The 22,358-nt window shown below is 46.4% G+C and carries 17 protein-coding genes; 7 read left to right on the forward strand and 10 right to left on the reverse strand.

The window, feature by feature from the left end; genetic code table 11:
* Window positions 1-37: 37 nt before the first annotated feature.
* Both ricT and HMPREF9447_RS22250 read left to right on the forward strand, forming a co-directional pair.
* Window positions 38-1,468, forward strand: coding sequence for a regulatory iron-sulfur-containing complex subunit RicT (gene ricT / locus HMPREF9447_RS22245; RefSeq protein ID WP_009132044.1), 1,431 nt, complete (start codon window positions 38-40; stop codon window positions 1,466-1,468).
* Window positions 1,446-1,931, forward strand: coding sequence for a gliding motility lipoprotein GldH (locus tag HMPREF9447_RS22250; protein WP_009132045.1), 486 nt, complete (start codon window positions 1,446-1,448; stop codon window positions 1,929-1,931). Before ricT ends, HMPREF9447_RS22250 begins: the two co-directional genes overlap by 23 nt.
* On the opposite strand, the gene rodA is transcribed toward HMPREF9447_RS22250, so the two are convergent.
* From rodA to abc-f, 8 genes are all read right to left on the reverse strand, one after another.
* Complete coding sequence (gene rodA, locus HMPREF9447_RS22255; RefSeq protein WP_009132046.1) at window positions 1,920-3,386, reverse strand: rod shape-determining protein RodA; 1,467 nt, start codon at window positions 3,384-3,386, stop codon at window positions 1,920-1,922. The two genes, HMPREF9447_RS22250 and rodA, sit on opposite strands and share 12 nt — an antisense overlap.
* Entirely contained in the window at window positions 3,367-5,232 is a 1,866-nt protein-coding gene (mrdA, locus tag HMPREF9447_RS22260; RefSeq protein WP_009132047.1) for a penicillin-binding protein 2, read from the reverse strand. Before mrdA ends, rodA begins: the two co-directional genes overlap by 20 nt.
* A gap of 1 nt (window position 5,233) precedes the next feature.
* Window positions 5,234-5,734, reverse strand: a complete 501-nt coding sequence (mreD, locus tag HMPREF9447_RS22265; RefSeq protein WP_009132048.1) for a rod shape-determining protein MreD — start codon at window positions 5,732-5,734, stop codon at window positions 5,234-5,236.
* 102 nt (window positions 5,735-5,836) lie between these two features.
* On the reverse strand, window positions 5,837-6,679 hold the full coding sequence (mreC, locus tag HMPREF9447_RS22270) for a rod shape-determining protein MreC (protein WP_009132049.1): 843 nt from the start codon (window positions 6,677-6,679) through the stop codon (window positions 5,837-5,839).
* A 9-nt stretch (window positions 6,680-6,688) separates the two neighbouring features.
* A complete protein-coding gene (locus HMPREF9447_RS22275) occupies window positions 6,689-7,711 on the reverse strand; it encodes a rod shape-determining protein (protein ID WP_009132050.1) in 1,023 nt (340 codons plus the stop codon).
* Between the two features lie 105 nt (window positions 7,712-7,816).
* Window positions 7,817-9,340 carry a bifunctional phosphoribosylaminoimidazolecarboxamide formyltransferase/IMP cyclohydrolase gene (gene purH / locus HMPREF9447_RS22280; protein WP_009132051.1) on the reverse strand — a complete coding sequence of 508 codons (1,524 nt, stop codon included), beginning with the start codon at window positions 9,338-9,340 and terminating at the stop codon, window positions 7,817-7,819.
* Between the two features lie 268 nt (window positions 9,341-9,608).
* Window positions 9,609-11,645 (reverse strand): M13 family metallopeptidase, encoded by a 2,037-nt coding sequence (locus HMPREF9447_RS22285; protein WP_009132052.1) that lies wholly within the window; start codon window positions 11,643-11,645, stop codon window positions 9,609-9,611.
* Between the two features lie 29 nt (window positions 11,646-11,674).
* Window positions 11,675-13,636: a ribosomal protection-like ABC-F family protein gene (gene abc-f, locus HMPREF9447_RS22290; protein ID WP_009132053.1), complete on the reverse strand. Its 1,962-nt coding sequence runs from the start codon at window positions 13,634-13,636 to the stop codon at window positions 11,675-11,677.
* A gap of 191 nt (window positions 13,637-13,827) precedes the next feature.
* On the opposite strand from abc-f, the gene HMPREF9447_RS22295 reads away from it, so the two are divergent.
* From HMPREF9447_RS22295 to HMPREF9447_RS22315, 5 genes are all read left to right on the forward strand, one after another.
* Window positions 13,828-15,306 carry a DUF3943 domain-containing protein gene (locus tag HMPREF9447_RS22295; protein WP_009132054.1) on the forward strand — a complete coding sequence of 493 codons (1,479 nt, stop codon included), beginning with the start codon at window positions 13,828-13,830 and terminating at the stop codon, window positions 15,304-15,306.
* Between the two features lie 175 nt (window positions 15,307-15,481).
* On the forward strand, window positions 15,482-16,402 hold the full coding sequence (locus HMPREF9447_RS22300) for a hypothetical protein (protein ID WP_009132055.1): 921 nt from the start codon (window positions 15,482-15,484) through the stop codon (window positions 16,400-16,402).
* 4 nt (window positions 16,403-16,406) lie between these two features.
* On the forward strand, window positions 16,407-16,862 hold the full coding sequence (locus HMPREF9447_RS22305; protein WP_009132056.1) for a S24/S26 family peptidase: 456 nt from the start codon (window positions 16,407-16,409) through the stop codon (window positions 16,860-16,862).
* A 20-nt stretch (window positions 16,863-16,882) separates the two neighbouring features.
* Window positions 16,883-17,149, forward strand: a complete 267-nt coding sequence (locus tag HMPREF9447_RS22310) for a PqqD family protein (protein WP_009132057.1) — start codon at window positions 16,883-16,885, stop codon at window positions 17,147-17,149.
* A 52-nt stretch (window positions 17,150-17,201) separates the two neighbouring features.
* Window positions 17,202-18,884: an ABC transporter ATP-binding protein gene (locus HMPREF9447_RS22315; protein ID WP_009132058.1), complete on the forward strand. Its 1,683-nt coding sequence runs from the start codon at window positions 17,202-17,204 to the stop codon at window positions 18,882-18,884.
* Between the two features lie 70 nt (window positions 18,885-18,954).
* On the opposite strand, the gene HMPREF9447_RS22320 is transcribed toward HMPREF9447_RS22315, so the two are convergent.
* Both HMPREF9447_RS22320 and tamL read right to left on the reverse strand, forming a co-directional pair.
* Window positions 18,955-19,866, reverse strand: coding sequence for a glycosyltransferase family protein (locus tag HMPREF9447_RS22320; protein WP_009132059.1), 912 nt, complete (start codon window positions 19,864-19,866; stop codon window positions 18,955-18,957).
* Between the two features lie 124 nt (window positions 19,867-19,990).
* Window positions 19,991-22,339: a translocation and assembly module lipoprotein TamL gene (tamL, locus tag HMPREF9447_RS22325; RefSeq protein WP_009132060.1), complete on the reverse strand. Its 2,349-nt coding sequence runs from the start codon at window positions 22,337-22,339 to the stop codon at window positions 19,991-19,993.
* Window positions 22,340-22,358 lie beyond the last annotated feature (19 nt).

The raw sequence follows: 22,358 nt of genomic DNA on the forward strand, positions 1-22,358 counted from the left end.
ATATATAATTGTAAATAGCTAAATCATAAATAAAAAAATGGATTTTAAACTACATAACGGAAGTGGAGGTCTCTGTTGCAAAAGTTGTTGCAGACAGGACAAGCAATTGAACACCTACGACTGGTTAGCTGATATCCCCGGAAACGGAGAAGAAAGCGACATGGTGGAGGTGCAATTCAAGAATACCCGTAAAGGTTATTTCCGCAACAGCAACCATATCCCCCTTGAAAAAGGAGACATCGTAGCTGTAGAAGCCACCCCGGGACATGACATTGGCGTGGTAACCTTGACCGGACGACTCGTTCCGCTACAAATGAGGAAAGCAAATATCAAATCCGAAGCTGACATCAAACGTATCTACCGCAAGGCAAAACAAGTAGATATGGACAAGTACAACGAGGCCAAAGACCGCGAGCACAGTACGATGATACGTGCCCGCCAGATTGCCCTCAATCTGAACCTCAATATGAAAATCGGTGATGTGGAATATCAGGGAGACGGTAATAAAGCAATCTTCTATTATATTGCTGACGAACGCGTGGACTTCCGCCAGCTTATCAAAGTACTGGCTGACGCTTTCCATGTACGCATTGAGATGAAACAAATAGGTGCGCGCCAGGAAGCCGGACGTATCGGAGGTATTGGTCCCTGTGGACGTGAACTTTGTTGTGCAACCTGGATGACTTCCTTCGTATCGGTATCTACAAGTGCGGCACGTTATCAAGATATTTCCCTCAATCCTCAAAAGCTGGCAGGACAATGTGCCAAACTGAAATGTTGTCTCAACTATGAAGTAGATTGCTACGTAGAAGCTCAGAAACGCCTTCCTTCCAGAGAAATTGAACTGGAAACCAAAGATGGTACATTCTATTTCTTCAAAGCAGACATTCTCAGCAACCAGATAACCTACTCTACTGACAAAAACATTCCTGCCAATCTGGTTACCATCAGCGGCAAGCGCGCGTTCGAAATCATCGGCATGAATAAGCGGGGTACTAAACCTGACAGCCTTATAGAAGAGACACGCCGTGTAGAACCTAAAAAACCAGTAGACTTACTGGAACAAGAAAGTCTGACCCGGTTCGACCGTAGCCGCAAGGCAAAAAACGGTGGAGAGAATAACGGTGGTGGAAACGGTAATAATAACCGCAAGAAAAAGAAAAAAGGAAATCCTAACCAACCAGCGGAACAACAACCCAGGCAACGTCCGCAAAATGACTTCAAACCCCAAAATGGTACCAAACCTCAGAGCGACCAGCCCAGGCAGCAAGGTGATCAACCTAAACCGCAAAGAGACCGGCAGCAAGGAGATCAGCCCAGACGTAATAAGCCACCAAGGAACAATCGTGAACGGGGCGACGGACAACGCGAGAACGGTCAGCGCAATGATAAAGGTACCAGACCAAATAATCCACCTAGACAACAAGGAGAGAAACCAGCCGGAAATGAAAAACCTGCTCAAGCATAAGACGGTTCTCCGAAAGAGTTTGATACTGCTGTTTGCCGCAAGCTTCTGTATGGCTTGCGACGAACAGACAGTCTATCATACCTTTCAATCCCTGCCCGCGAAAGGGTGGCAGAGGAAAGATACACTATTCTTCAATGCCATGGTTCCAGACTCCGCTACGCTCTACAACGTATCCGTAGAAGTCAGAAACCGGAACAATTATCCTTATCAGAACCTACCTCTTCTTATTTATTACGACAGCCCGGAAGCCCAGAACATCAAAAGGGACACATTAGAACTGAAACTTGCTGACAGTGCAGGAATCTGGCTAGGTGACGGTTGGGGTGGATTATATCAGTCAACCCTCTCCGCAGGACGCATTCGTATAGGAAAAGCCGGAGAATACCGCTTTAAAATCACACACCTCCTGCCGGACGAAGTTCTCCCCGGCATCAATGACATAGGAATTAAATTAAAACGCTGAAAGTCTCTTTTTACGTCCTGCATCAATCCGCAAGAAGATGAACAGCAGAATAGTGAAGCCCCAAAGCGAGGAACCGCCATAACTAAAGAATGGCAATGGAATACCAATCACAGGCGTTAACCCCAGCACCATACCTACATTTATAAATAGGTGGAACAAGAAGATACTGACCACCGAATAGCCATACACCCTGCCAAAAGCGGATGGTTGCCGTTCTGCCACAGCTATCAGGCGAAGTATCAATATAAGGAATAGAAGCAGTACGGCAGCAGAACCGATAAACCCTTCTTCCTCACCCACCGTGCAGAAAATGAAGTCCGTATCCTGTTCGGGGACATATTTCAATTTAGTCTGCGTACCATTCAGAAACCCCTTTCCAGTCAATCCTCCCGAACCGATAGCAATCTTGGACTGGTTCACATTGTATCCTGCACCAGCCAAGTCTTCTTCCATACCCAATACCACTTTGATACGTATCTGCTGATGCGGTTCTAATACCTTATTGAAGAAATAATCACTTGAATACAGAAAGCCAATAGAGCCAATGGCAAACAAACCTATCAGAAAATAGCTGAGGTGTCGCTCACTCAAAGAAAGAAAAATAAGATACCCAACTACCAAAACGCATAATCCCCACTGTACCCAAACCAAGTTGAATGGAACCACGTATTCTGAGATAATATAAGCTATCAACAATCCCCCTACTGTAACCAATAATATATTGCGTACAGGTTCCCACTTTTTCTTATATACCCACACCATACCCGCAGCAGACAACAGTACCATAGACAGTACTGCGAACTCACCTATCGGTGTCGGTGTATCGGCAATGAATACTTGATCGAAGCGAATACCCACCACAAAATAGACTACCGCACACAAACCGGAAAATAACACTACACCTGGCATTCCTTCCCGGTACAGTACCAGGAAGAATGCAGTATACACCAATGCAGAACCCGTTTCCCGTTGCAGGATAATCAGCACCATTGGAAGTAGAATAAGAAAGACCATCATCAATATATTCTTCCAGTTCTTCATGGTGAACGAATAGGAATTCATATACTTGGCAAGCGCTAATGCCGTGGCAAACTTGGCAAACTCTGCAGGCTGTAGACTGACCGGCCCCATCACTAGCCACGACCGGGACCCCTTGGTATCGGGAGCTATAAATATGGTAACCACAAGCAATATGGCAAGTGCTATATAAATCAAGTAGGCAAACATATCATAGATATCATCTTCCAACATCAGCAACACAAATCCCAAACCGAAAGAACAGACAATCCATACCAACTGCTTGCCAGCACGGGTAGAGAAATCCCAAAAGTCACGGTCGCCATAGTCATAACTCGCCCCGCAGACACTAAACCATCCGAATACGATAAGAATCAGATAAACGCAAATCGTCACCCAATCCAATGATTTCCATATACTATCTCTCCTCGTTACCATACATTATAACACGGTTACTCATCTCCTCCGCCCGTTCCTCACTGGCAGGCGAAAGCTTTCCGTTCAAATATTGTTCCATCATTAAAGCACCATAAGGTACTCCATAAGTAGCTCCCCAACCGCCATTTTCCACATAAACAGCAATGGCAATCTTCGGCTTGTCCATAGGGGCAAATCCTATAAATGCGGAGTGGTCATGTCCACGATTTTGCGCCGTACCAGTCTTTCCGCAAACCTCTACACCAGGCAGAATAGTTCCTGCAATACGGCAAGTAGCACTTCCGGTAACTCCCGTTACGGCCGCCCGCATCCCTTCTACTATTTCTTCATAGTACTGGCGATCAATGGAAGTATACCGACGTTCCCGATAGATGCTGTCCAACTCTGCCTCCTGAATTTCCTTTACAATATGGGGTGTTATAAAGTAACCACGATTGGCAATGGTAGCCGCCAGATTCGCCATTTGCAAAGGAGTACTCAATACTTCCCCCTGACCGATAGAAATACTGATTACCGTCAGTCCGTTCCACGAACCGCGATAGGCTTTATCATACACACCTGCATTTGGAATAAATCCACGCTTTTCTCCGGGAAGATCCGTACCTAATCGATAGCCGAATCCTTGGGAAACCATATGATCTTTCCAAACTGTAATTGCATTTTGTGGCGAACCATACTTCCGATCACCAAACATGCGATAAAGCCCCCAACAGAAGTAAGCGTTACAAGAGGTAGCGATTGCCGGAATCAGTGGCAACGGCGACCCATGCCCGTGACAACCTACCCGCAAACCACCATAGATAAATCCGTGGGAACAAGGGAAAGATGTGGAAGGCTGAATAATTCCTTCTTGCAGAAAAGTCAAAGCTTGTGCCGTCTTAAAAGTAGAACCCGGCGGATAAGATCCCATAATGGCGCGATTCAATAACGGCTTCTGTTTATCCATTTGCAACATCTGATGATTTTTTCCACGTTGACGACCAATCATCAGATGCGGGTCAAAGTTCGGAGCCGATACAAGACAAAGAATCTCGCCCGTCTCCGGTTCAATAGCTACAATCGCACCAATTTTGTTCTTCATCAGGCGTTCACCCAATCTCTGTAACTCAATATCCAATCCTAATGTCAAGTTCTTACCCGGTACGGACGAACGATCCAGTTTTCCATCCATATAATGTCCCTGTATTCGTCCATGCGCGTCACGAAGCAGAATCTCAACCCCCTTCTCTCCACGCAGATATTTCTCATAAGACTTTTCAATTCCCTGCTTGCCTATGTAATCACCACGAATATAATAGTCATCCAACTCAATATCTTTCATTGACACTTCACCAATATCCCCTAAAGCATGACCGGCAGCATCATACGTATATTGCCGGATCGTACGCCTCTGAATATAGAAACCGGGGAATTTGAAAAGTTTCTCCTGAAACACACCGCACTCTTCTGCCGAGAGTTGCGTCATAAAAACCTGATGCGTATATCTTGAGTAGCCAGGGTTCATCCAGCGGTTCTTCACATCCGCCATTCGCTTAAGAAGCTGTTCTTTGGTAATATTCAGTGTACGGCAAAAATCTAGCGTATCGAGTTGTGTCACCTCCCGTGGCACAAATGTAATATCATATGCCGGCTGATTAAACACCAACAACTTCCCATTGCGGTCATAAATCGCACCACGTGAAGGATACTGGATTTTATTAAGGAAAGCATTACTATCTGCATTCTTTTTGTAGCTATCAGTCATGACTTGCAGCACAAAAAGGCGCATAATATAGATGATGACAATCACAATCGCCACCCCACCTATCACCAATTTCCGCTTTTCGAGTACGTAATCTTTAGCCATTTTACTTTTTCCTCACTCCTTCTATAGCCATTACACAGGTTATAGTCAGCAACGCACTTGCCACAATTCTCAGTAGCAACGTTCCGATGTGGGCGAACGAAAAGAATTCTATGGTAAGTAATATTGCATGATGAACAAAAACACTGACAACCAAATATTTCAGAAAAGGAGCAATTCCCATCGACTTTATCGAAGGAACTATATTCTCCAATGTATCCCGTGGTACAAACAATCGCAGGAAAGTAGGCCGCAAGAAAGCCAACGCTACCGTAGCCGCCGCATTCATGCCCGGCGTATCCGAGAAAATGTCCACTGTCAGTCCCAGAAAAAACGCCCATAGCATCAAGGCATTTCTCGGCGTTTCCGACTCGAACTTCAGTATGAGATAGATATATAGAAAAGGAGTGGCATATCCGGCAATATGCACATTGTTCAATATCAGCACCTGCAATAGCACCAAACCAATAAACCAACCTAATTTATGCAGATAATTGATGACCACCTCTTATAAAATTAAAAATTGAGAATTAAAAATTAAAAAATGAAGGGGAGTTTATTCCCTTATCACTTTTTCATTCTATCATTTTATCACCTCATCACTCTATCACTTTTCCTCTTCCTTCTCCAGTGCTTTCTGCTCTTCCTGTCCCGTACGGGCAATTACCCGCACATTACTCACCTTTCCGAAGTCCGTAGCCAGTTTTATCTTCAATAGATAAGAAAGACCGTCGTGTGAGTCGGACATATCATCCACGGTACCTACTAAGATTCCAGCGGGGAACACTGTAGAGTAACCGCTTGTCACAACCGTATCGCCTAGGTTGAACTCGGCATGACGAGGCAAATCTTTCAGATAAGCAAAACGAGAATCTCCATATTCCCACTTCAAATAGCCGAAATAGTCACTGCCCACAATCTTACAACTAATGCTCGATTTACTGTTCAGCAACGGAATCACGGTAGAATAATGCTGAGAAGTCTTATAGACGATACCTACCACCCCATTGGCATCTACCACACCCATTTCCGGACGGATACCTGCACTGGTTCCCTCATCAAGAGTGATATAGTTATCCAGCCGATTCAAACTATTCTTAATCACATTCGCCTTGAATATCTGATATTCTTCCGGTTCGAGCCGCTCCAGACTATACAATCTGGCAGAGTCCATACCGTTATTTTTCAGCGTTTTTTCAAGAAATGCCACCCGCTGCTCCAGCCACATGTTGCGATCCAACAGGTCTTCATTGGTTGTTTTCAGATGGAAGTAAGAAGTAATAGCTCCCGAAATATCATAAACTTTCCCCGCCACGCTATTCGCAGAAGTGAAAAACACGCTCTGCTGATAGTAATTGAAGCGGAATAATAAAACAAAACTGGCTGCCTCTAACAACAGAAAGAGGAACCAGTAGTTGTATTTAACAAGAAAGTTCAGTAAATTTCGCATATCCCTTTATTACCGCATAAGGAATGAGAAACGATCCACATTCTTCAATGCAACACCCGTACCTTTAGCAACAGCATGCAAAGGGTCTTCGGCAATGTGGAACGGAATGTTTATCTTATCTGTCAAACGCTTGTCGAGTCCGCGGAGCAATGCACCACCACCTGCCAGATAAATACCATTATGCACGATATCGGCATACAATTCGGGAGGTGTATTTTCTAACGCATTCAAGATAGCAGTTTCAATTTTGGAGATTGATTTCTCCAGACAGTGTGCCACTTCCTGATAGCATACGGGCACTTCCATAGGCAGGGCCGTGATACGGTTCGGACCGTGAACGATATAATCTTCCGGAGCATCCTCACCAAGTTCGGTCAGGGCAGCACCCACATTAATCTTAATACGTTCGGCCATACGCTCGCTGACCTTCACGTTATGCTGGCGGCTCATGTACTCCTGGATGTCAGCAGTCAAGTCGTCACCGGCAATGCGGATAGAATTGTTGGCTACGATACCACCCAAAGAGATAACGGCAATTTCAGTAGAACCACCACCTATATCTACAATCATGTTACCTTCCGGAGCTTCCACGTCGATACCGATACCGATAGCGGCAGCCATAGGTTCGAAAATCAGATAAACGTCGCGTCCGCCGGCATGTTCGGCAGAGTCACGTACGGCACGCAATTCTACTTCAGTACTACCCGAGGGGACACCAATTACCATACGAAGCGAAGGAGAGAACAGACGGCTACGGTTATTCACCATCTTTATCAGACCACGTATCATTTGCTCGCAAGCATAGAAATCGGCAATTACACCGTCGCGGAGCGGACGGATGGTACGTATGTTTTCGTGGGTCTTTTCGTGCATCATCTTTGCCTTATCACCCACGGCAATCATCTTATCGGTACGACGATCGAGAGCTACCACCGAAGGCTCATCCACCACAATCTTGCCATTGGTTGTGATAATGGTATTGGCGGTACCAAGGTCCATCGCTATTTCTTGCGTAAAAGAGAATAATCCCATTGTTTTTAAGTATTAAATATTAAATATTAAATATTAATTGACGGCGCTATCACTCTTCGACCACACTGAATTAATATTTAATACTTAATAATTGATATTTGAATATTAGTGTTTAAAATGACGGATTCCCGTAGTCACCATTGCGATGCCATGTTCATTGCAATAGTCGAACGAGAGTTGGTCTTTAATCGAGCCACCCGGCTGGATAACGGCAGTCACACCTTCACCTCCAGCAATTTCCACACAATCGGGGAAAGGGAAGAAAGCGTCGGATGCCATTACGGCACCTTTCAGGTCGAAACCGAAATTCTTAGCTTTTTCAATAGCTTGCTTCAAAGCATCCACACGTGAAGTCTGTCCTATGCCGCTTGCCAGCAATTGTCTGCCTTTTACCAGTACGATGGCGTTGGATTTACTGTTCTTCACAATCTTATTTGCAAAGAGCATATCTTCTATTTCCTGTGCAGTAGGAGCTTTGGTGGTTACTGTCTTCAAATCTTCCGGCTGTTCGATGTTCAAGTCACGATCCTGAACCAATACCCCATTCAGCAATGAGCGGAACTGTTTCTTCGGCAATGTGGTCGGTTTACGAACCAAAATGATACGGTTCTTTTTCTGTCCCAATATTTCCAGTGCATCCACATCGTAGTCGGGAGCGATAATTACTTCAAAGAAAATCTTGTTAATTTCCTCAGCAGCTTCCTTATCAATCACACCGTTCGTGATGAGCACACCACCGAAAGCAGATACCGGGTCGCCTGCCAATGCATCGTTCCATGCTTCGAGCACCGTGGGGCGTGAAGCCAGACCGCAAGCATTGTTATGTTTCAATACGGCAAACGTTATATCTTCAAATTCGTCTATCAGGTCAACGGCAGCGTTGATATCAAGCAAGTTATTGTAAGAAATCTCTTTTCCATGAATCTGGTCGAACATTCCTTCCAGATTTCCGTAGAAGTAACCCTTCTGGTGCGGGTTTTCTCCATAACGCAAAGTCTTCTGATTGTTGGCAGAGCAACGGAATGCCGAACCTTCTTCACCATCGAAGTAGTTGAAAATGGCCGAATCATAGTGGGAAGAAACAGCAAACGCCTCTTTGGCGAACCAACGGCGTTCTTCGATAGAGGTAGCAGCTCCGTGTTCCATCAGCATGTCGCGGAACGGCTGGTATTGAGCCTGAGAAGCTATAATCACTACATCATTAAAATTTTTGGCAGCGGCACGTATCAGAGAGATACCACCTATATCAATTTTCTCGATGATAGATGCTTCATCGGCACCGGAAGCCACAGTAGCTTCAAACGGATACAGGTCGACGATAACGAGGTCTATTTCGGGAATTTCATATTTTTCTATTTGTTGCATATCCTGTTCCAGTCCGCGGCGGCAAAGAATACCACCGAACACCTTCGGGTGCAAGGTTTTCACACGTCCTCCCAGGATAGAGGGGTATGTTGTCAGGTCTTCCACTGCCTTACAGGGATAACCCAGGGATTCTATAAACTGACGAGTTCCGCCGGTTGACAGAAACTCTACTCCTTCTTCATGCAGTTTGGTAATGATTTCATCCAAACCTTCCTTATGATAAACCGATACCAGAGCGGTTTTAATTTTTTTTGTTTCAGACATGGATTTGCGTATTAACGATTTGATGTGCAAAGGTACTAAAAATGTTTATTTGCCCATATACTCAAACACAATAAATTAGGTATAATTAAAAAAGGTAGCAATCCTGTTTAGGATTTACTACCTTTTGCTTTATCTTTCGTAAAGTAGGAACTCTGAATATCATTGCGTTATCAGAGCATTTTTGCCAACGTAGTGGCAAAGTCTTGCCATCGCATTGGCAAAGTCTTGCCATCACGGTGGCAAAGTTTTGCCAACGCGGTGGCAGTAATTACCAGATAGAGACGCGTTCTGCTACCGGTACGAACATCGGGTCTTTTTCAGTAATACCGAATGCCTCGTTCCATGCTGCAATGTGTGGCAACGCAGCATCTACACGCCATTTACCCAAAGAGTGCACATCCATCTTCGTTAATTGCAGAATGGCTTCGGGACGGGTATTGTTAGCCCAAACATTGGCATAGGCAAGGAAGAAACGTTGTTCGGGAGTGAAACCGTCTTTTACTTCCAGCGGAGCAGCAGCCGTAGCTTTCTTGAATGCCTGGAAAGAAACCTGCAAACCGCCGTGGTCGGCAATGTTCTCACCCAATGTCATACGTCCGTTGGCATGTACACCCGGAGCCACTTCGATGCTGTCGAAGAAAGCAACCATCACATCGGCACGTTTTTCAAAGTTCTTGGCATCCTCTTCTGTCCACCAATCTTTCAGATTACCGTCTTTGTCGTACTGGCGTCCCTGATCGTCGAATCCGTGTGTCATTTCATGACCGATTACTACACCGATGGCACCGTAGTTGAAGGCATCGTCAGCTTCCATATCGAAGAAGGGGTATTGCAGGATACCGGCAGGGAAACAGATTTCGTTCGTTGTTGGATTGTAATAAGCGTTTACGGTTTGCGGGGTCATCAGCCATTCGTCCTTGTCCACCGGTTTGCCGGCTTTCGCAACCATTTCGGCAAAGCCCCACAAGTTGGCACGCTTGATGTTATTCCAGTATGAATCATCTTTGATTTCAAGTGTGGAATAATCTTTCCACTTATCAGGATAACCAATCTTTACGTGGAAAGTAGCCAATTTTTCCTGTGCTTTCAGTTTGGTTTCATCGCTCATCCAAGGCAGGTTATTGATGCGTTCGCCCAGACTTGCCTGGAGATTCTTTACTAACGTTACCATACGTTCTTTGGCAGCAGCAGGGAAATACTTCTCTACATACATCTGTCCCACAGCTTCACCCAGCGCAGAGCTGACAACAGAAACAGCCGTCTTCCAGCGGGGCTGCATCTCTTGTGTTCCAGACATGGTGCGATCGTAGAAGTCGAAGTTTTGTTGAGCCATTTCGTCATTCAGGAAGTTGGCGGCGGCATCAATCAGTTTCCATTGCAGGTAGAGAGACTGCTGGTCAACAGGCAATGTATCCAGAATGTTGGCAGCCTCGGCCAAGGAAGCGGGCTGGCCTACGATAATTTCTTTTACATCCTTCAAGCCAAGCTCTGACAGATAAGCGTCCCAATCGAAAGTGGGATAATTCTTCTTTATCTCTTCCATGCTCATTTTATTGTAGTTGGCATGCGGGTCGCGCAGTTCGGTGCGAGAGCGGAAAGCTTTGGCAAGACGGGTTTCCACATCCATCACTACTTCCATGCCTTTCTTGGCAGTAGCCTCGTCAAAACCTGCCAATTGGTACATCTTCTGCACATGAGTGCGGAAAGCATCGCGGATAGCAGTCGTAGCGGGATCAGCAGCCAGATAATAGTCACGTTCACCCATACTCAAACCGCTTTGGTAAGTTTGTACGGCATTCTCGTTACTATTCATTTCATCGGCAGCAACATACATTCCGAGGTAAGCACCAATACCCTGCTTGCGCAGGTTAGCCAGCAGAGCATAGACATCTTTTTTATCTTTCAGAGCGGCAATCTGTTCCAGATCGGCTTTGATGGGAGCAACACCTTCCTTATTCAGCTTCACGCTGTCCATAACAATTTTGTAAAGGTCGCCTACTTTCTGAGCCACACTGCCAGCTTCATGCTGGGTAACGGCAAGCTCTTCAATCAGACCTTGTATCTGCTTGCGATTGTTCTCGGCAAGTTCGGTGAAAGAGCCATACTGGGAATATTCGGCCGAAAGTGGATGGTTTTCAATCCAACCGCCACAGGCGTACTGATAAAAACTGCTTCCCGGAAGGGCAGTCGTGTCAAGATTGGCAAGTTTGATGCCGGCTGTCAATTCAGCCTTCTGCTTGCCCGTACCGCATCCTGCCATCATAAGGCAAATTGCAGCGAAAGGTAAATACTTGGTAAATCTCATTCTCGTATTATTAAATTGGTTGATACATGTCATTGGTTACTACGCGCTTCTTCCAGTTCAGTAGAGGCGGCATCCCACTCTTCCATCACGGAGTCGAGTTGTTGTTTCAACTTCTGATGCTGGTCGTAGAGTGCCATGTCCGAAGCGCCTTCGGGAGTTGCCATTTTTGCTTCGAGGATGGCAATGGCAGATTCAGTCTGCCCTATCTCCTCTTCACAATCAGCAACACGGCGTTCCAGTTTCTTGAGCTTCTTATTCAGTTCCTTTTGCTCTTCATAAGAGAGTTTGGCGCCGGAAGACTGCATAACAGCATCGGCACTATCCTTCCCATTGGAGGGAGAAGCCGAAAGTGTCGGCGCTTTCTGCAACTCATTCAAGCTTTCTATCTGCTTTTTCTGCAAGAAGTCGTAGATGCCGCCGAGGTGTTCTTTCACAACACCACCACCAAACTCATATACTTTAGTCGCAAGTCCGTCAAGGAAATCACGGTCGTGGCTGACTAATATCACCGTACCGTCAAATTCGCGGATAGCATCTTTCAGTACATCCTTCGAGCGCATATCCAAGTGGTTGGTCGGCTCGTCCAGTATCAGGAAGTTCACCGGTTCCAGCAGAAGCTTAATCATTGCCAGACGGGTACGTTCACCACCTGAAAGTACTTTTACCTTCTTATCGGAAGCCTCGCCACCGAACATGAAAGCACCGAGAATATCACGTATCTTCGTGCGAATATCCCCCACCGCCACGCGGTCGATGGTGTCAAATACCGTAAGACTTTCATCAAGTAATTGTGCTTGGTTCTGGGCAAAATAACCTATTTGAACATTATGCCCTAAAGTCAGTTTCCCGCTATAATCCGTGATTTCTTCCATAATGCACTTTACGAGGGTAGATTTACCTTCACCATTCTTGCCTACAAATGCCACTTTCTCACCGCGGTTAATGGTTAGATTCACATCATGGAAGATGACATGGTCACCATAAGCCTTGGCAACATCCTCACAGATGACAGGATAACTCCCACTTCGACTGCTACATACGAACTTCAGGCGCAGTGCCGAGTTGTCTTCTTCATCCACTTCGATGCGGTCTATCTTTTCCAACTGCTTGATGCGGCTTTGTACCTGCACGGCTTTCGTAGCCTTATAGCGAAAGCGTTCGATGAAGGCTTCAGTATCTTCTATCTGCTTCTGTTGGTTTTCGTAGGCACGGAGTTGCTGTTCGCGGCGCTCTTTTCGCAGCACGATGAACTCATCGTATTTCACTTTGTAGTCATAAATCTGTCCACAGGTGATTTCGATGGTGCGTGTAGTGACATTGTTGAGAAAAGCACGGTCGTGACTTACCAGCACTACCGCATTGGCACGGGTAGAGAGGAAGTTTTCCAGCCATTGGATACTCTCAATGTCAAGGTGATTAGTAGGCTCATCGAGCAACAGTACATCAGGACGGCGAAGCAAGAGCTTTGCCAATTCGATACGCATACGCCAACCACCGGAAAATTCACTGGTGGAACGATCGAAGTCCTCACGGCTGAAACCCAAGCCTTGCAGTGTCCGTTCTATTTCGGCACGGAAATTAGTCCCACCCATCATCAGGAAACGTTCGTTCTCGTGAGTGAAACGATCAATAAGTTTATGGTAATCCTCGCTATCGTAATCGGTGCGTTCGGCAAGCTGCTGATTCATACGTTCGATATTTGCCTGCATCTCGAAGATGTGTTCGAAAGCAAGTTCAGCTTCCTGCATTACGGTATGATTATCGCTGAGAATCATTACCTGAGGCAGATAACCGATAGTACATTCACGGGGAACGGCGACAACGCCGGAAGTGGGCTGTTGCAAGCCAGCCAATATTTTAAGCATGGTAGATTTACCCGCACCATTCTTACCCACCAGGGCGATACGGTCTTTTTTGTTGATAACGTAAGAGACGTCTTCGAACAAAGGCGTGGCGTTGAATTCCACCTTCAGTCCTTCTACTGATATCATAGTGTCAATGAAATTTAGCGTTCAAGACTGCAAAGGTAGTGATTTTCGGCAGTTTGTCTTCAAATTATAGTCAGAAAGAAGACATCCAATACAACATTTCTGACAGTTGGTTGGTTAAAAGAAGAAGATTCAGAGATATTTTCCGAAAAAAACGATATCTGCAACTTAACAAATTTCCTTATGTTTGCATCATGAAAAAAACACTATTAATTCTGTTCACGCTGCTGATAGCCATAGACTTTGCTTACTCTCAGCTTGCCATCCGCCGTCGGATAGCCACCCCGAAACCTGCCGACTCACTCGACATCGCTTTCTACGCCCCAAAACATGGACTGCGTGCAGGAACCATGGTGTTCGGAATCAATATGGGTGTCTGGGCCTTCGACCGTTATATCCGCAAAGCCGATTTCGCTTACATCAATCTAAATACCATCAAGAACAACATCAAGCATGGTTTTGTGTGGGATAATGATGCTATGGGCACCAATATGTTCATGCACCCCTATCACGGCAATCTGTACTACAACTCGGCCCGGTCCAACGGATACAATTACTGGCAGTCCGGGCTGTTTGCCTTCGGTGGAAGCTTCATGTGGGAGATGTTTATGGAAAACGAATATCCTTCCACCAATGACATCATAGCCACTCCCATCGGAGGTATGGCATTAGGAGAAGTCACTTACCGCATGTCCGACCTTATCCTTGACGATCGGAAAACAGGATGGTCACGTTTTGGACTGGAAGTTGCCGCATTTGTGGTATCTCCGATGCGCGGACTGACCCGTATTATCAACGGGGACGCATGGAGACGCCGTTCCACTTCGGGCAAACAGTTCGGAGTGCCCGATGTAAGCATAGAAGTCTCTGCAGGTATACGTACGCTTGAACTGAAAGATGAGATTCTGGACAAGGGTATGGGATTGGCAACCGAAATCAATATCGAGTACGGCGACCGCTTCGATGTAAAGGATACGAAACCTTACGATTACTTCTCCATAGAAGCAAATCTGAACTGGCAGGCAGAACAACCCATATTGGGACAGGTAAATATTATCGGACGCTTGATGGCCAAAGAATTAGTAAACAACCGGAAGCATTATTTGAGCCTGGGACTGTACCAACATTTTGACTACTATGATTCGGATACAATATCAGCTGTTTCAGCAAAGGTACCTTATAAATTCTGTACTCCTGCCTCGGTAGGTGGCGGACTTATCTACAAAAGGAATCTGAAAAGAAACTGGGCAATAGACGGTTATGCTTATTTGAATGCCATATTACTGGGTGGTGCGCTCAGCGACTATTACAAAGTAGACGAGCGCATCTATAACCTGGCAAGCGGCTACAGCAGTAAACTCAACTTTAATTTCACTTATAAAGACCGTTTCTCAATAACTACCATCTACGAACTCTATCACCTGTTCACTTGGAAGGGATATTCCAAAGATATAGACTGGAATCATGCAGACCCGAAAACACTAAATGCCCAGGGCGATAAATCACGGGCTATCCTCCATGCTGTGGGGATTCGTCTGGATGCGAGGTTGCGGAAACAACTCTATCTGACAGGTACATTTATGAACTACACACGTGATACGAAATACAAGTATTACGACAATGTATTTTCTAACACCTCAGAAGGACGCATCATGCTGACTTATAAATACTGAGTAATGGAGTATTTTATCTGTTCAAACTGAGAATCGAGGCATAGTAATAGACAACAGATGTAGAGATATAACTTTCTGATGAATTATCCTTCCGGCAGCTTTGGTAAATTAGAAGAATACATCTACCTTTACGTCGTACATAACAAACAGCAACCCAATTACTATACAAAAAAGAATGAAAGAGGAACGCAATGTGCAACTATTCCGGGTAGGTCCCTGCCTGTTCGGCACTTCATCTTCTATTCCGGACTGGAAGTCAGAGAAACTTATTCCTTCTCTGAGTCACTTCCTGCTATCGGAGAAAGAATCTCTGGAAAGCAAGAATAAGATAATATTCTCGCTCAACATTAAACCGGAAAAAGACATCAACGAGGAAGATTATTCGCAATACCACCAGCTCGTAGAATTCGAGTGGGAAGGCGCTACATGCAGAATCAGCGCAATGTCCGGCACCGATTCATATCTCATCACCATCCTTGCACCAAACGACACAAAAGAGTATTCAGCTTATTTCCACTCCGGCTTTGCCACAGGCACATTGTCTCTTCACGCAACGAAAGCAGATGCATTCGTACTCAACAATATACTGATGATGGTATATGCCTTCAAGACTGCCTGCATCGATACCGTACTGATGCATGCTTCCGTCATCAAGAAAGATGGAAAAGGTTACCTCTTCTTGGGAAAAAGCGGAACAGGAAAGAGTACGCACACCCGGCTGTGGCTGGAAAATATTCCCGGTTGCGAGCTGCTGAATGATGATAACCCTATCGTGCACTTTAATAAGGAAACCGGAGAAGCCATCGTATACGGCTCGCCCTGGAGTGGAAAGACGCCTTGCTACAAGAACGATTCTGTTCTGGTAGGCGCATTCGTCCGCTTGGAACAGGCACCGGAGAATATCATAAAGAAAGAAGGAGCAGCACGTGCATTTGCCTCCCTGTTACCCTCTTGTTCCTGCCTAAAAGCAGCGGAAGAACTGAACAATGGCGTTATAGAGACCGTGAAACTTCTTGCCGCCAACCTGCCGGTCTACCATCTGAAATGCCTGCCCGACAAGGCAGCAGCCGAACTAAGTTTCAACACCATCAAGTAAACAAATGATAAACAACGAACAAAAAAGAATCATCCCCAACGAGGTATTACTCCCTGAAGTGGCACGCCTCATCAGCGAAGGACACACGGTGACGTTAATCATACGTGGCAACAGTATGAATCCCTTTCTTGTGGACCGCCGCGACCGCATCGTCGTAGGTCCCTTCACTGAAACAGACTTGCAACGGGGTGCTGTTGTCCTGGCAAGGGAAAGTCTGGGGCGCATCGTCTTCCACCGTATCATCCGCCGCAACGGACAGGAATTGACACTCCTGGGCGACGGCAACCTGAAAGTAACCGAACAGGCCAACGTAGCAGACGTCATGGGAATCATGATTACCGCCATCCGCAAAGACAAAGAATATCCTTGCAGCGGACGAACCTGGCAGCGATACTCCTTCTGGTGGATGAAGTTGATGCCCATAAGACGCTGGTTGCTGGCTATATTCAGAAGAATCTAACATTAATAAATATACCATCCATGAAAATCAAGAAAGGCTTTACCCTCCACCAAGTCGGCGACGAATACATCATCATGCAGAGCGGCACCGGCAATGTAGATTTCAGTAACATCATCAGTCTGAATCCCACAGCCGCCCGACTATGGAAAAGCGTAGAAGGAAAAGAGTTCGATGTCAAAATGCTCACCATCTACCTCACGGAACACTACGAAGTGGAAGCCGACACCGCCGCATGCGATGCCCGCCAAGTAATAAAGGACTGGTTGAAAGCCGGAATCATAGAATAAGGAGATGCTACACACTTTTTCCGTGCAGCAAATCATACTAAAAAGATAAAGCATGAAGACAGCGCAGCTAAAATACATCTGGGAAGTCTCCCACGGACAACGGGGATGTATCCTCCTCTCCTGTTTCACCGGAATTATCGGTGTAGCTGTCTCTCTTGCATTTATCTACGCCTCCAAAATTGTCATTGACATTGCTACAGATGCCGCAACCGGAAGCCTGACTCATGCCGCCATCCTCACCATCGCCCTACTGATAGCACAGCTCCTTTGCAGTGCCGCTGACACCTGGCTCAGTGCTCGTATGCAGGTAGAAGCCGGAAATGCCTTGCGCCACCGTCTTTTCTCCCGACTGCTGCAAAGCCGCTGGAACGAACTGGAACGTTTCCACACCGGAGACATCGTAAACCGGGTGGAGCAGGACACTGCCGCCATCGTAGGATTACTGACCGGAACTATTCCCGCTTTCATTGTCACCGTTGTCCAGTTGCTGGCAGCATTCATCTTCTTCTGTCTGCTCGACCCATCCCTGCCGTGGGTAGTTGTAGGAATCCTACCTATCTTCCTTTTGGGCAGCCGTTTCTACATGAAACGCATGCACCGCTATACCCGGGAAATCCGGCAAAGTGACAGCCGTATTCAGTCCGTCATCCAAGAGAGCCTGCAACACCGCACCGTTATCAAAACACTGGAACAGGGTGAACGGCATATCGATAAACTGGATGACTTGCAAGATGCACTCCGCAGCCAAGTATTCGGACGCACGCGCTTTTCATTGTCAGCACGCACACTGGTCGCTTTCGCATTCTCCGGCGGCTATCTCACCGCTTTTCTTTGGGGAGCCGCCCGCCTTAGCACAGGCAGCATCACCTTCGGAACGATGACCGCTTTCCTGCAATTAGTAGGCAAAGTGCAACGCCCTGCCCTCGACCTTTCACGCCTGCTACCCTCGTTTATCAACGCGCTTACTGCCGTGGAGCGATTAATGGAGTTGGAAGAACTGCCTGTCGAAACGACTGGAGAATCGGAGTTCTTTGTAAAAACTCCGGATTTGCAACTAAAGGATATTACTTTCAGTTATTCACCCGGAGACCGCCCGATATTGAATCATTTCTCCTGCAACTTCCCCGCCGGAAGTTGTACCGCTGTTTTAGGTGAGACGGGCGCCGGTAAGACCACTCTTATCCGTCTGTTACTCGCCCTCACCACCCCGCAAGAAGGAAGCATCACACTCATGGGCGAAAGACTTTTAGTCCCTACAGGCAACCATAACTCTTCATCCGCCAACACAGCTCTACCCGAACTCTCAACTATCGAAATCTCCCCACAAACACGTGCCAACTTCGTCTATGTCCCCCAAGGAAATACCCTTTTCAGTGGTACTATCCGTGACAATCTCCTCATGGGTAATCCTCACGCCACGGCAACCGAGATGCTCCAGTCGCTCCGTACCGCCTGTGCCGACTTTGTCTTTTCCCTTCCGCAAAGCATTGATACCAGCCTCAACGAACAAGGTGGCGGCCTCAGCGAAGGACAAGCACAGCGCATTGCCATTGCCCGCGCACTCCTCCGCCCGGGACATATCTTGTTATTAGACGAAGCCACCTCCGCCCTCGACCCCGAAACCGAGCGGCAATTAATAAAAAACCTGCGCAAAGACTGTACAGGTAAAACCTTTATCTTCATCACACACCATCCTGCCGTAGCCGAGGCCTGCGAAGCAAGCATACGACTTTAAAAAAGGGAACCATCTCACGATGACTCCCTTTCATTCCTAATTTTAAATTGCTTTCGCAAAGTCTCCACGCTTAGAATAGCTTGGCAGGATATTCTCCTGCGTCCACTAAAGCCTGGATTTTATCTACAACACTCTGGCGGTCTTCAGGATAAGTCACGCCGAACCATTTACTTGTAGTGTCAAGAACTTCACATGTAGCAGTGCCGTCCTGAATCAATTTATCCACCATCAACGGGATGAAGAATTCACTCTTTAGGTTCTCCATATTCTTCGGATCACTCAGGAAGCCCTTGAAGAACTCACAGCTGTAACCGAAGTAATCGGGAGTGAAGCCCCAGAAGTTCATACTTACCGGAGTCGTTTCGGGAGTAGCTACCCACTCGCCATTGTCATCCATATATTTCACTTCACCATCCATAGGCTGAATCTTGGTGCGTTCCACAACAGAAGTCAACAAACCGTTGGCATCCGTGCCGCAAAGGCCACGAGATACGGTGCCGCTTTCACTCAAAGTATTGCCAATACGGAAACCTACCATAGAATACACATTCTTTGAACCTTCCGGCAGTGCAGAAAGGAATTTACCCATTACCTGGAAAGAGTCACGACCATAAAAGTCATCACAGTTGATTACTGCAAACGGTTCTTTAATTACATTGGCACCCATCATTACAGCATGATTCGTTCCCCAGGGTTTGGTACGACCTTCGGGACAAGTGAAGCCTTCGGGTAGGTCGTCAATAGACTGGAATACCAGTTCGCACGGAATGTGACCTTCGTATTTGGAGATGATTTTATCACGGAAGTCATTCTCAAAATCCTTACGGATAACGAAAACAAGCTTACCGAATCCAGCGTTAATGGCATCATAAATAGAATAATCCATAATAGTCTCGCCATTCGGCCCCAGTCCGTCCAATTGCTTCAAGCCACCATAACGGCTGCCCATACCGGCCGCCAATAAGAATAAAGTTGGTTTCATATTAGTTATTATTAAAAATAGGTTAGTGTATCACTGTTGATTACGCTGGCAAAATTACAAAAAATATAGTCAACAAAGGTAGACAATTAGTTCATAATTTAGCTCTATTGTACAAAACTTACCATTAGAACGGATAACCAATAGCAAAATGCCATGCCATACCATCTTTAAACTTCGGAATATTATAGTACCCCTTCTTTCCTGTTTCATACGGATCATGCAGTGCCACACCCCAGTCCAAACGGAACACAAGGAAATCCAGGTCGTACCGAAGACCAGCACCTGTGCCCAAAGCAATTTGTTTCGGGAAATTCTTCAAAGTGAGCTCTCCATTGGGCCTGGCATCATCCTTACGCATCAGCCAGACATTACCGGCATCAAGAAAGACAGCACCGTGTAAGTCACCAAGAATACGGAAACGATATTCCACGTTTGCCTCCATACGGATGTCACCCACGTGATTGATGTAAGAATACTTCTTCTCCTTATCAGGCGGATAACCACCGGGCCCGATGCTACGAGCGGAATAGGCACGGATACTGTTGGCACCACCGATATAGAACTGCTCGGTATAAGGTGCAGTCGTAGCATTTCCATACGACCAGATTACTCCGCCCGCGATGCGGGAAGCAATCATCTGATTCTTGTCTATCCGATAATGGTAGCGGAATTCCGAGTTCAACTTCAGGAACTGAGCAAAAGGTACCCCCAGCAGTTTCTTATCTTTTTTACTGAACGATTCTCCAAATGCCCGGTAAATCAAAGAAGTCAGGTTACCGGCAGAAGCAACCGTAGTCTGCCACCAGATAGGATTACGCACGCCACGGAGAGAGGCATTATCATAGGTATAAGTATACTCCATCTTGGGAATAAACTGATTACGGAGGCTGATGTAAAGTGCAGGATTCTGAGCCTGTATGGTATCAAAAGCTGCAGTCGGATTACGAAGCACATTGAATGTCAACTGGAAGGGCGTGATGCTATGCTTACGAGTAGGCACAGGCTGAAAGTCATACGTAACATTTCCACCAAAGGCGAGCAACTTGTAGTACTTAGCACGGTTCATCTGGTCTATGTAGACACGGAAAGTGGTGGAAGCCGGAAAGTCATACTCCTTATCGCCCATACGGGGAAAGACGATGCGTGGGAAAGTAAGTGCAGAGGATACCCCCAACTCATAGCTATTCATCAACGAACTACTGTTTTTACCCGTCTGCCATTCATAAGAACCATTTACTTTCACATTCCAGGTTTCGCCTCCACCGAAGACATTGTTTTTTGTTACGGTGAAGGCGGCACCGGGACCTGTCTGATTATTACTTTTCATGGTGACGTTGAAGTCAAACTCAGCATCGTACGGTTTATCCAGCATGGCGCGGATATTCACGTCAAGAGTATCGGAAACGAGTGCCGTATCGCGAGGCGTGTACTGCATCTCCAGATAGCGAAAAATACCCACACTAGCCAAACGCTCCTGGATACGGGTCTGCCGATACTGGCTGTACAATTTGTCCGGGCGATGGCGCATGCCTCCTTTATCCAGTTCCTGACGTTTTCTCTGGTACCCCTGATAGTGCAACCAGCGATAAAGCATATTGGGGCGTACTTTTAGTTTATCGTAGTAGTGTATCCAGAAAGTCTTATAATAAAGGCTATCATTGGGCATCTGCCCCTGCGGACCATGAAGATAGAAATTGGTATTTCCAACAAAGAAAGGCCGTTCGGCGTCTTTCGGTAAACCGGGAACAGGTATCATGCGCAGACTGACGTGCCCGCCGGGGACAAGTGTTGTGTCTGCCTGATAAGTCAGATAGTCGGGACGGAAATAGTAATAGCCCATATTGCGCAGCAGACCACTGATACGGGTGCGCTCGCCATCGAGGTCGGTGACGTTGAATTGTTCGCCTGGGCTGATGAGGGAGCGGCGACGCCCCAGATTGATAATGCGCATAGTGGTATCGTTGAAACCGCGATAATAAACGGTATCAATGAAGTACGGGTTGCGCATGTCGACGGTGTATTGCAACTTAGCTTTCAGACTGTCCTTGGGATTGACAAAGGTTTGATAGCTGACTGTACCGTTGAAGTAACCGTAATCGTGCAGGATATTGGTTGCTACTTTCTGACGAATATCCGGATTGACAGTGGACAAGAACACAGGAGTAGCGGCAAAGCGGTTGAATATCCACTTGCCGAAACCTTTCTTATACTTACTGAAACCATTGTACACCCACAATCCGAAAGGAAAAGGTATACGGTATTCGGAGCTACCAAGCAGAGAGTTGTTGGGAGCTTTAGCAAGGGCTGCTTCCACTTCTTCCATTGCCGTCACACCGACCGAAGTCACAGACCGGTTCTCCACTATCATCGGCTTTTGTCCGGTGTAGAGCACTTCGCCTTCGGGCAGGTGCTTAGTGGTGGAGCAGGCTGCCAGAAGCAGAGTTGCAATGAGTATATATACAAGTTTCTTCATCTTCTTTGCTTTATGTTTG

It is taken from the genome of Bacteroides oleiciplenus YIT 12058 (assembly GCF_000315485.1).
In the GTDB taxonomy this organism is placed as follows: Bacteria; Bacteroidota; Bacteroidia; order Bacteroidales; family Bacteroidaceae; genus Bacteroides; species Bacteroides oleiciplenus.

Excerpts from the sequence above, each read along its gene's own strand:
- ricT (WP_009132044.1), top strand. The coding sequence starts at position 38 with ATGGATTTTAAACTACATAACGGAAGTGGAGGTCTCTGTTGCAAAAGT.
- HMPREF9447_RS22250 (WP_009132045.1), top strand. The coding sequence starts at position 1,446 with ATGAAAAACCTGCTCAAGCATAAGACGGTTCTCCGAAAGAGTTTGATA.
- rodA (WP_009132046.1), bottom strand. The coding sequence starts at position 3,386 with ATGGTAACGAGGAGAGATAGTATATGGAAATCATTGGATTGGGTGACG.
- mrdA (WP_009132047.1), bottom strand. The coding sequence starts at position 5,232 with ATGGCTAAAGATTACGTACTCGAAAAGCGGAAATTGGTGATAGGTGGG.
- mreC (WP_009132049.1), bottom strand. The coding sequence starts at position 6,679 with ATGCGAAATTTACTGAACTTTCTTGTTAAATACAACTACTGGTTCCTC.
- HMPREF9447_RS22275 (WP_009132050.1), bottom strand. The coding sequence starts at position 7,711 with ATGGGATTATTCTCTTTTACGCAAGAAATAGCGATGGACCTTGGTACC.
- purH (WP_009132051.1), bottom strand. The coding sequence starts at position 9,340 with ATGTCTGAAACAAAAAAAATTAAAACCGCTCTGGTATCGGTTTATCAT.
- HMPREF9447_RS22285 (WP_009132052.1), bottom strand. The coding sequence starts at position 11,645 with ATGAGATTTACCAAGTATTTACCTTTCGCTGCAATTTGCCTTATGATG.
- abc-f (WP_009132053.1), bottom strand. The coding sequence starts at position 13,636 with ATGATATCAGTAGAAGGACTGAAGGTGGAATTCAACGCCACGCCTTTG.
- HMPREF9447_RS22295 (WP_009132054.1), top strand. The coding sequence starts at position 13,828 with ATGAAAAAAACACTATTAATTCTGTTCACGCTGCTGATAGCCATAGAC.
- HMPREF9447_RS22300 (WP_009132055.1), top strand. The coding sequence starts at position 15,482 with ATGAAAGAGGAACGCAATGTGCAACTATTCCGGGTAGGTCCCTGCCTG.
- HMPREF9447_RS22305 (WP_009132056.1), top strand. The coding sequence starts at position 16,407 with ATGATAAACAACGAACAAAAAAGAATCATCCCCAACGAGGTATTACTC.
- HMPREF9447_RS22310 (WP_009132057.1), top strand. The coding sequence starts at position 16,883 with ATGAAAATCAAGAAAGGCTTTACCCTCCACCAAGTCGGCGACGAATAC.
- HMPREF9447_RS22315 (WP_009132058.1), top strand. The coding sequence starts at position 17,202 with ATGAAGACAGCGCAGCTAAAATACATCTGGGAAGTCTCCCACGGACAA.
- HMPREF9447_RS22320 (WP_009132059.1), bottom strand. The coding sequence starts at position 19,866 with ATGAAACCAACTTTATTCTTATTGGCGGCCGGTATGGGCAGCCGTTAT.
- tamL (WP_009132060.1), bottom strand. The coding sequence starts at position 22,339 with ATGAAGAAACTTGTATATATACTCATTGCAACTCTGCTTCTGGCAGCC.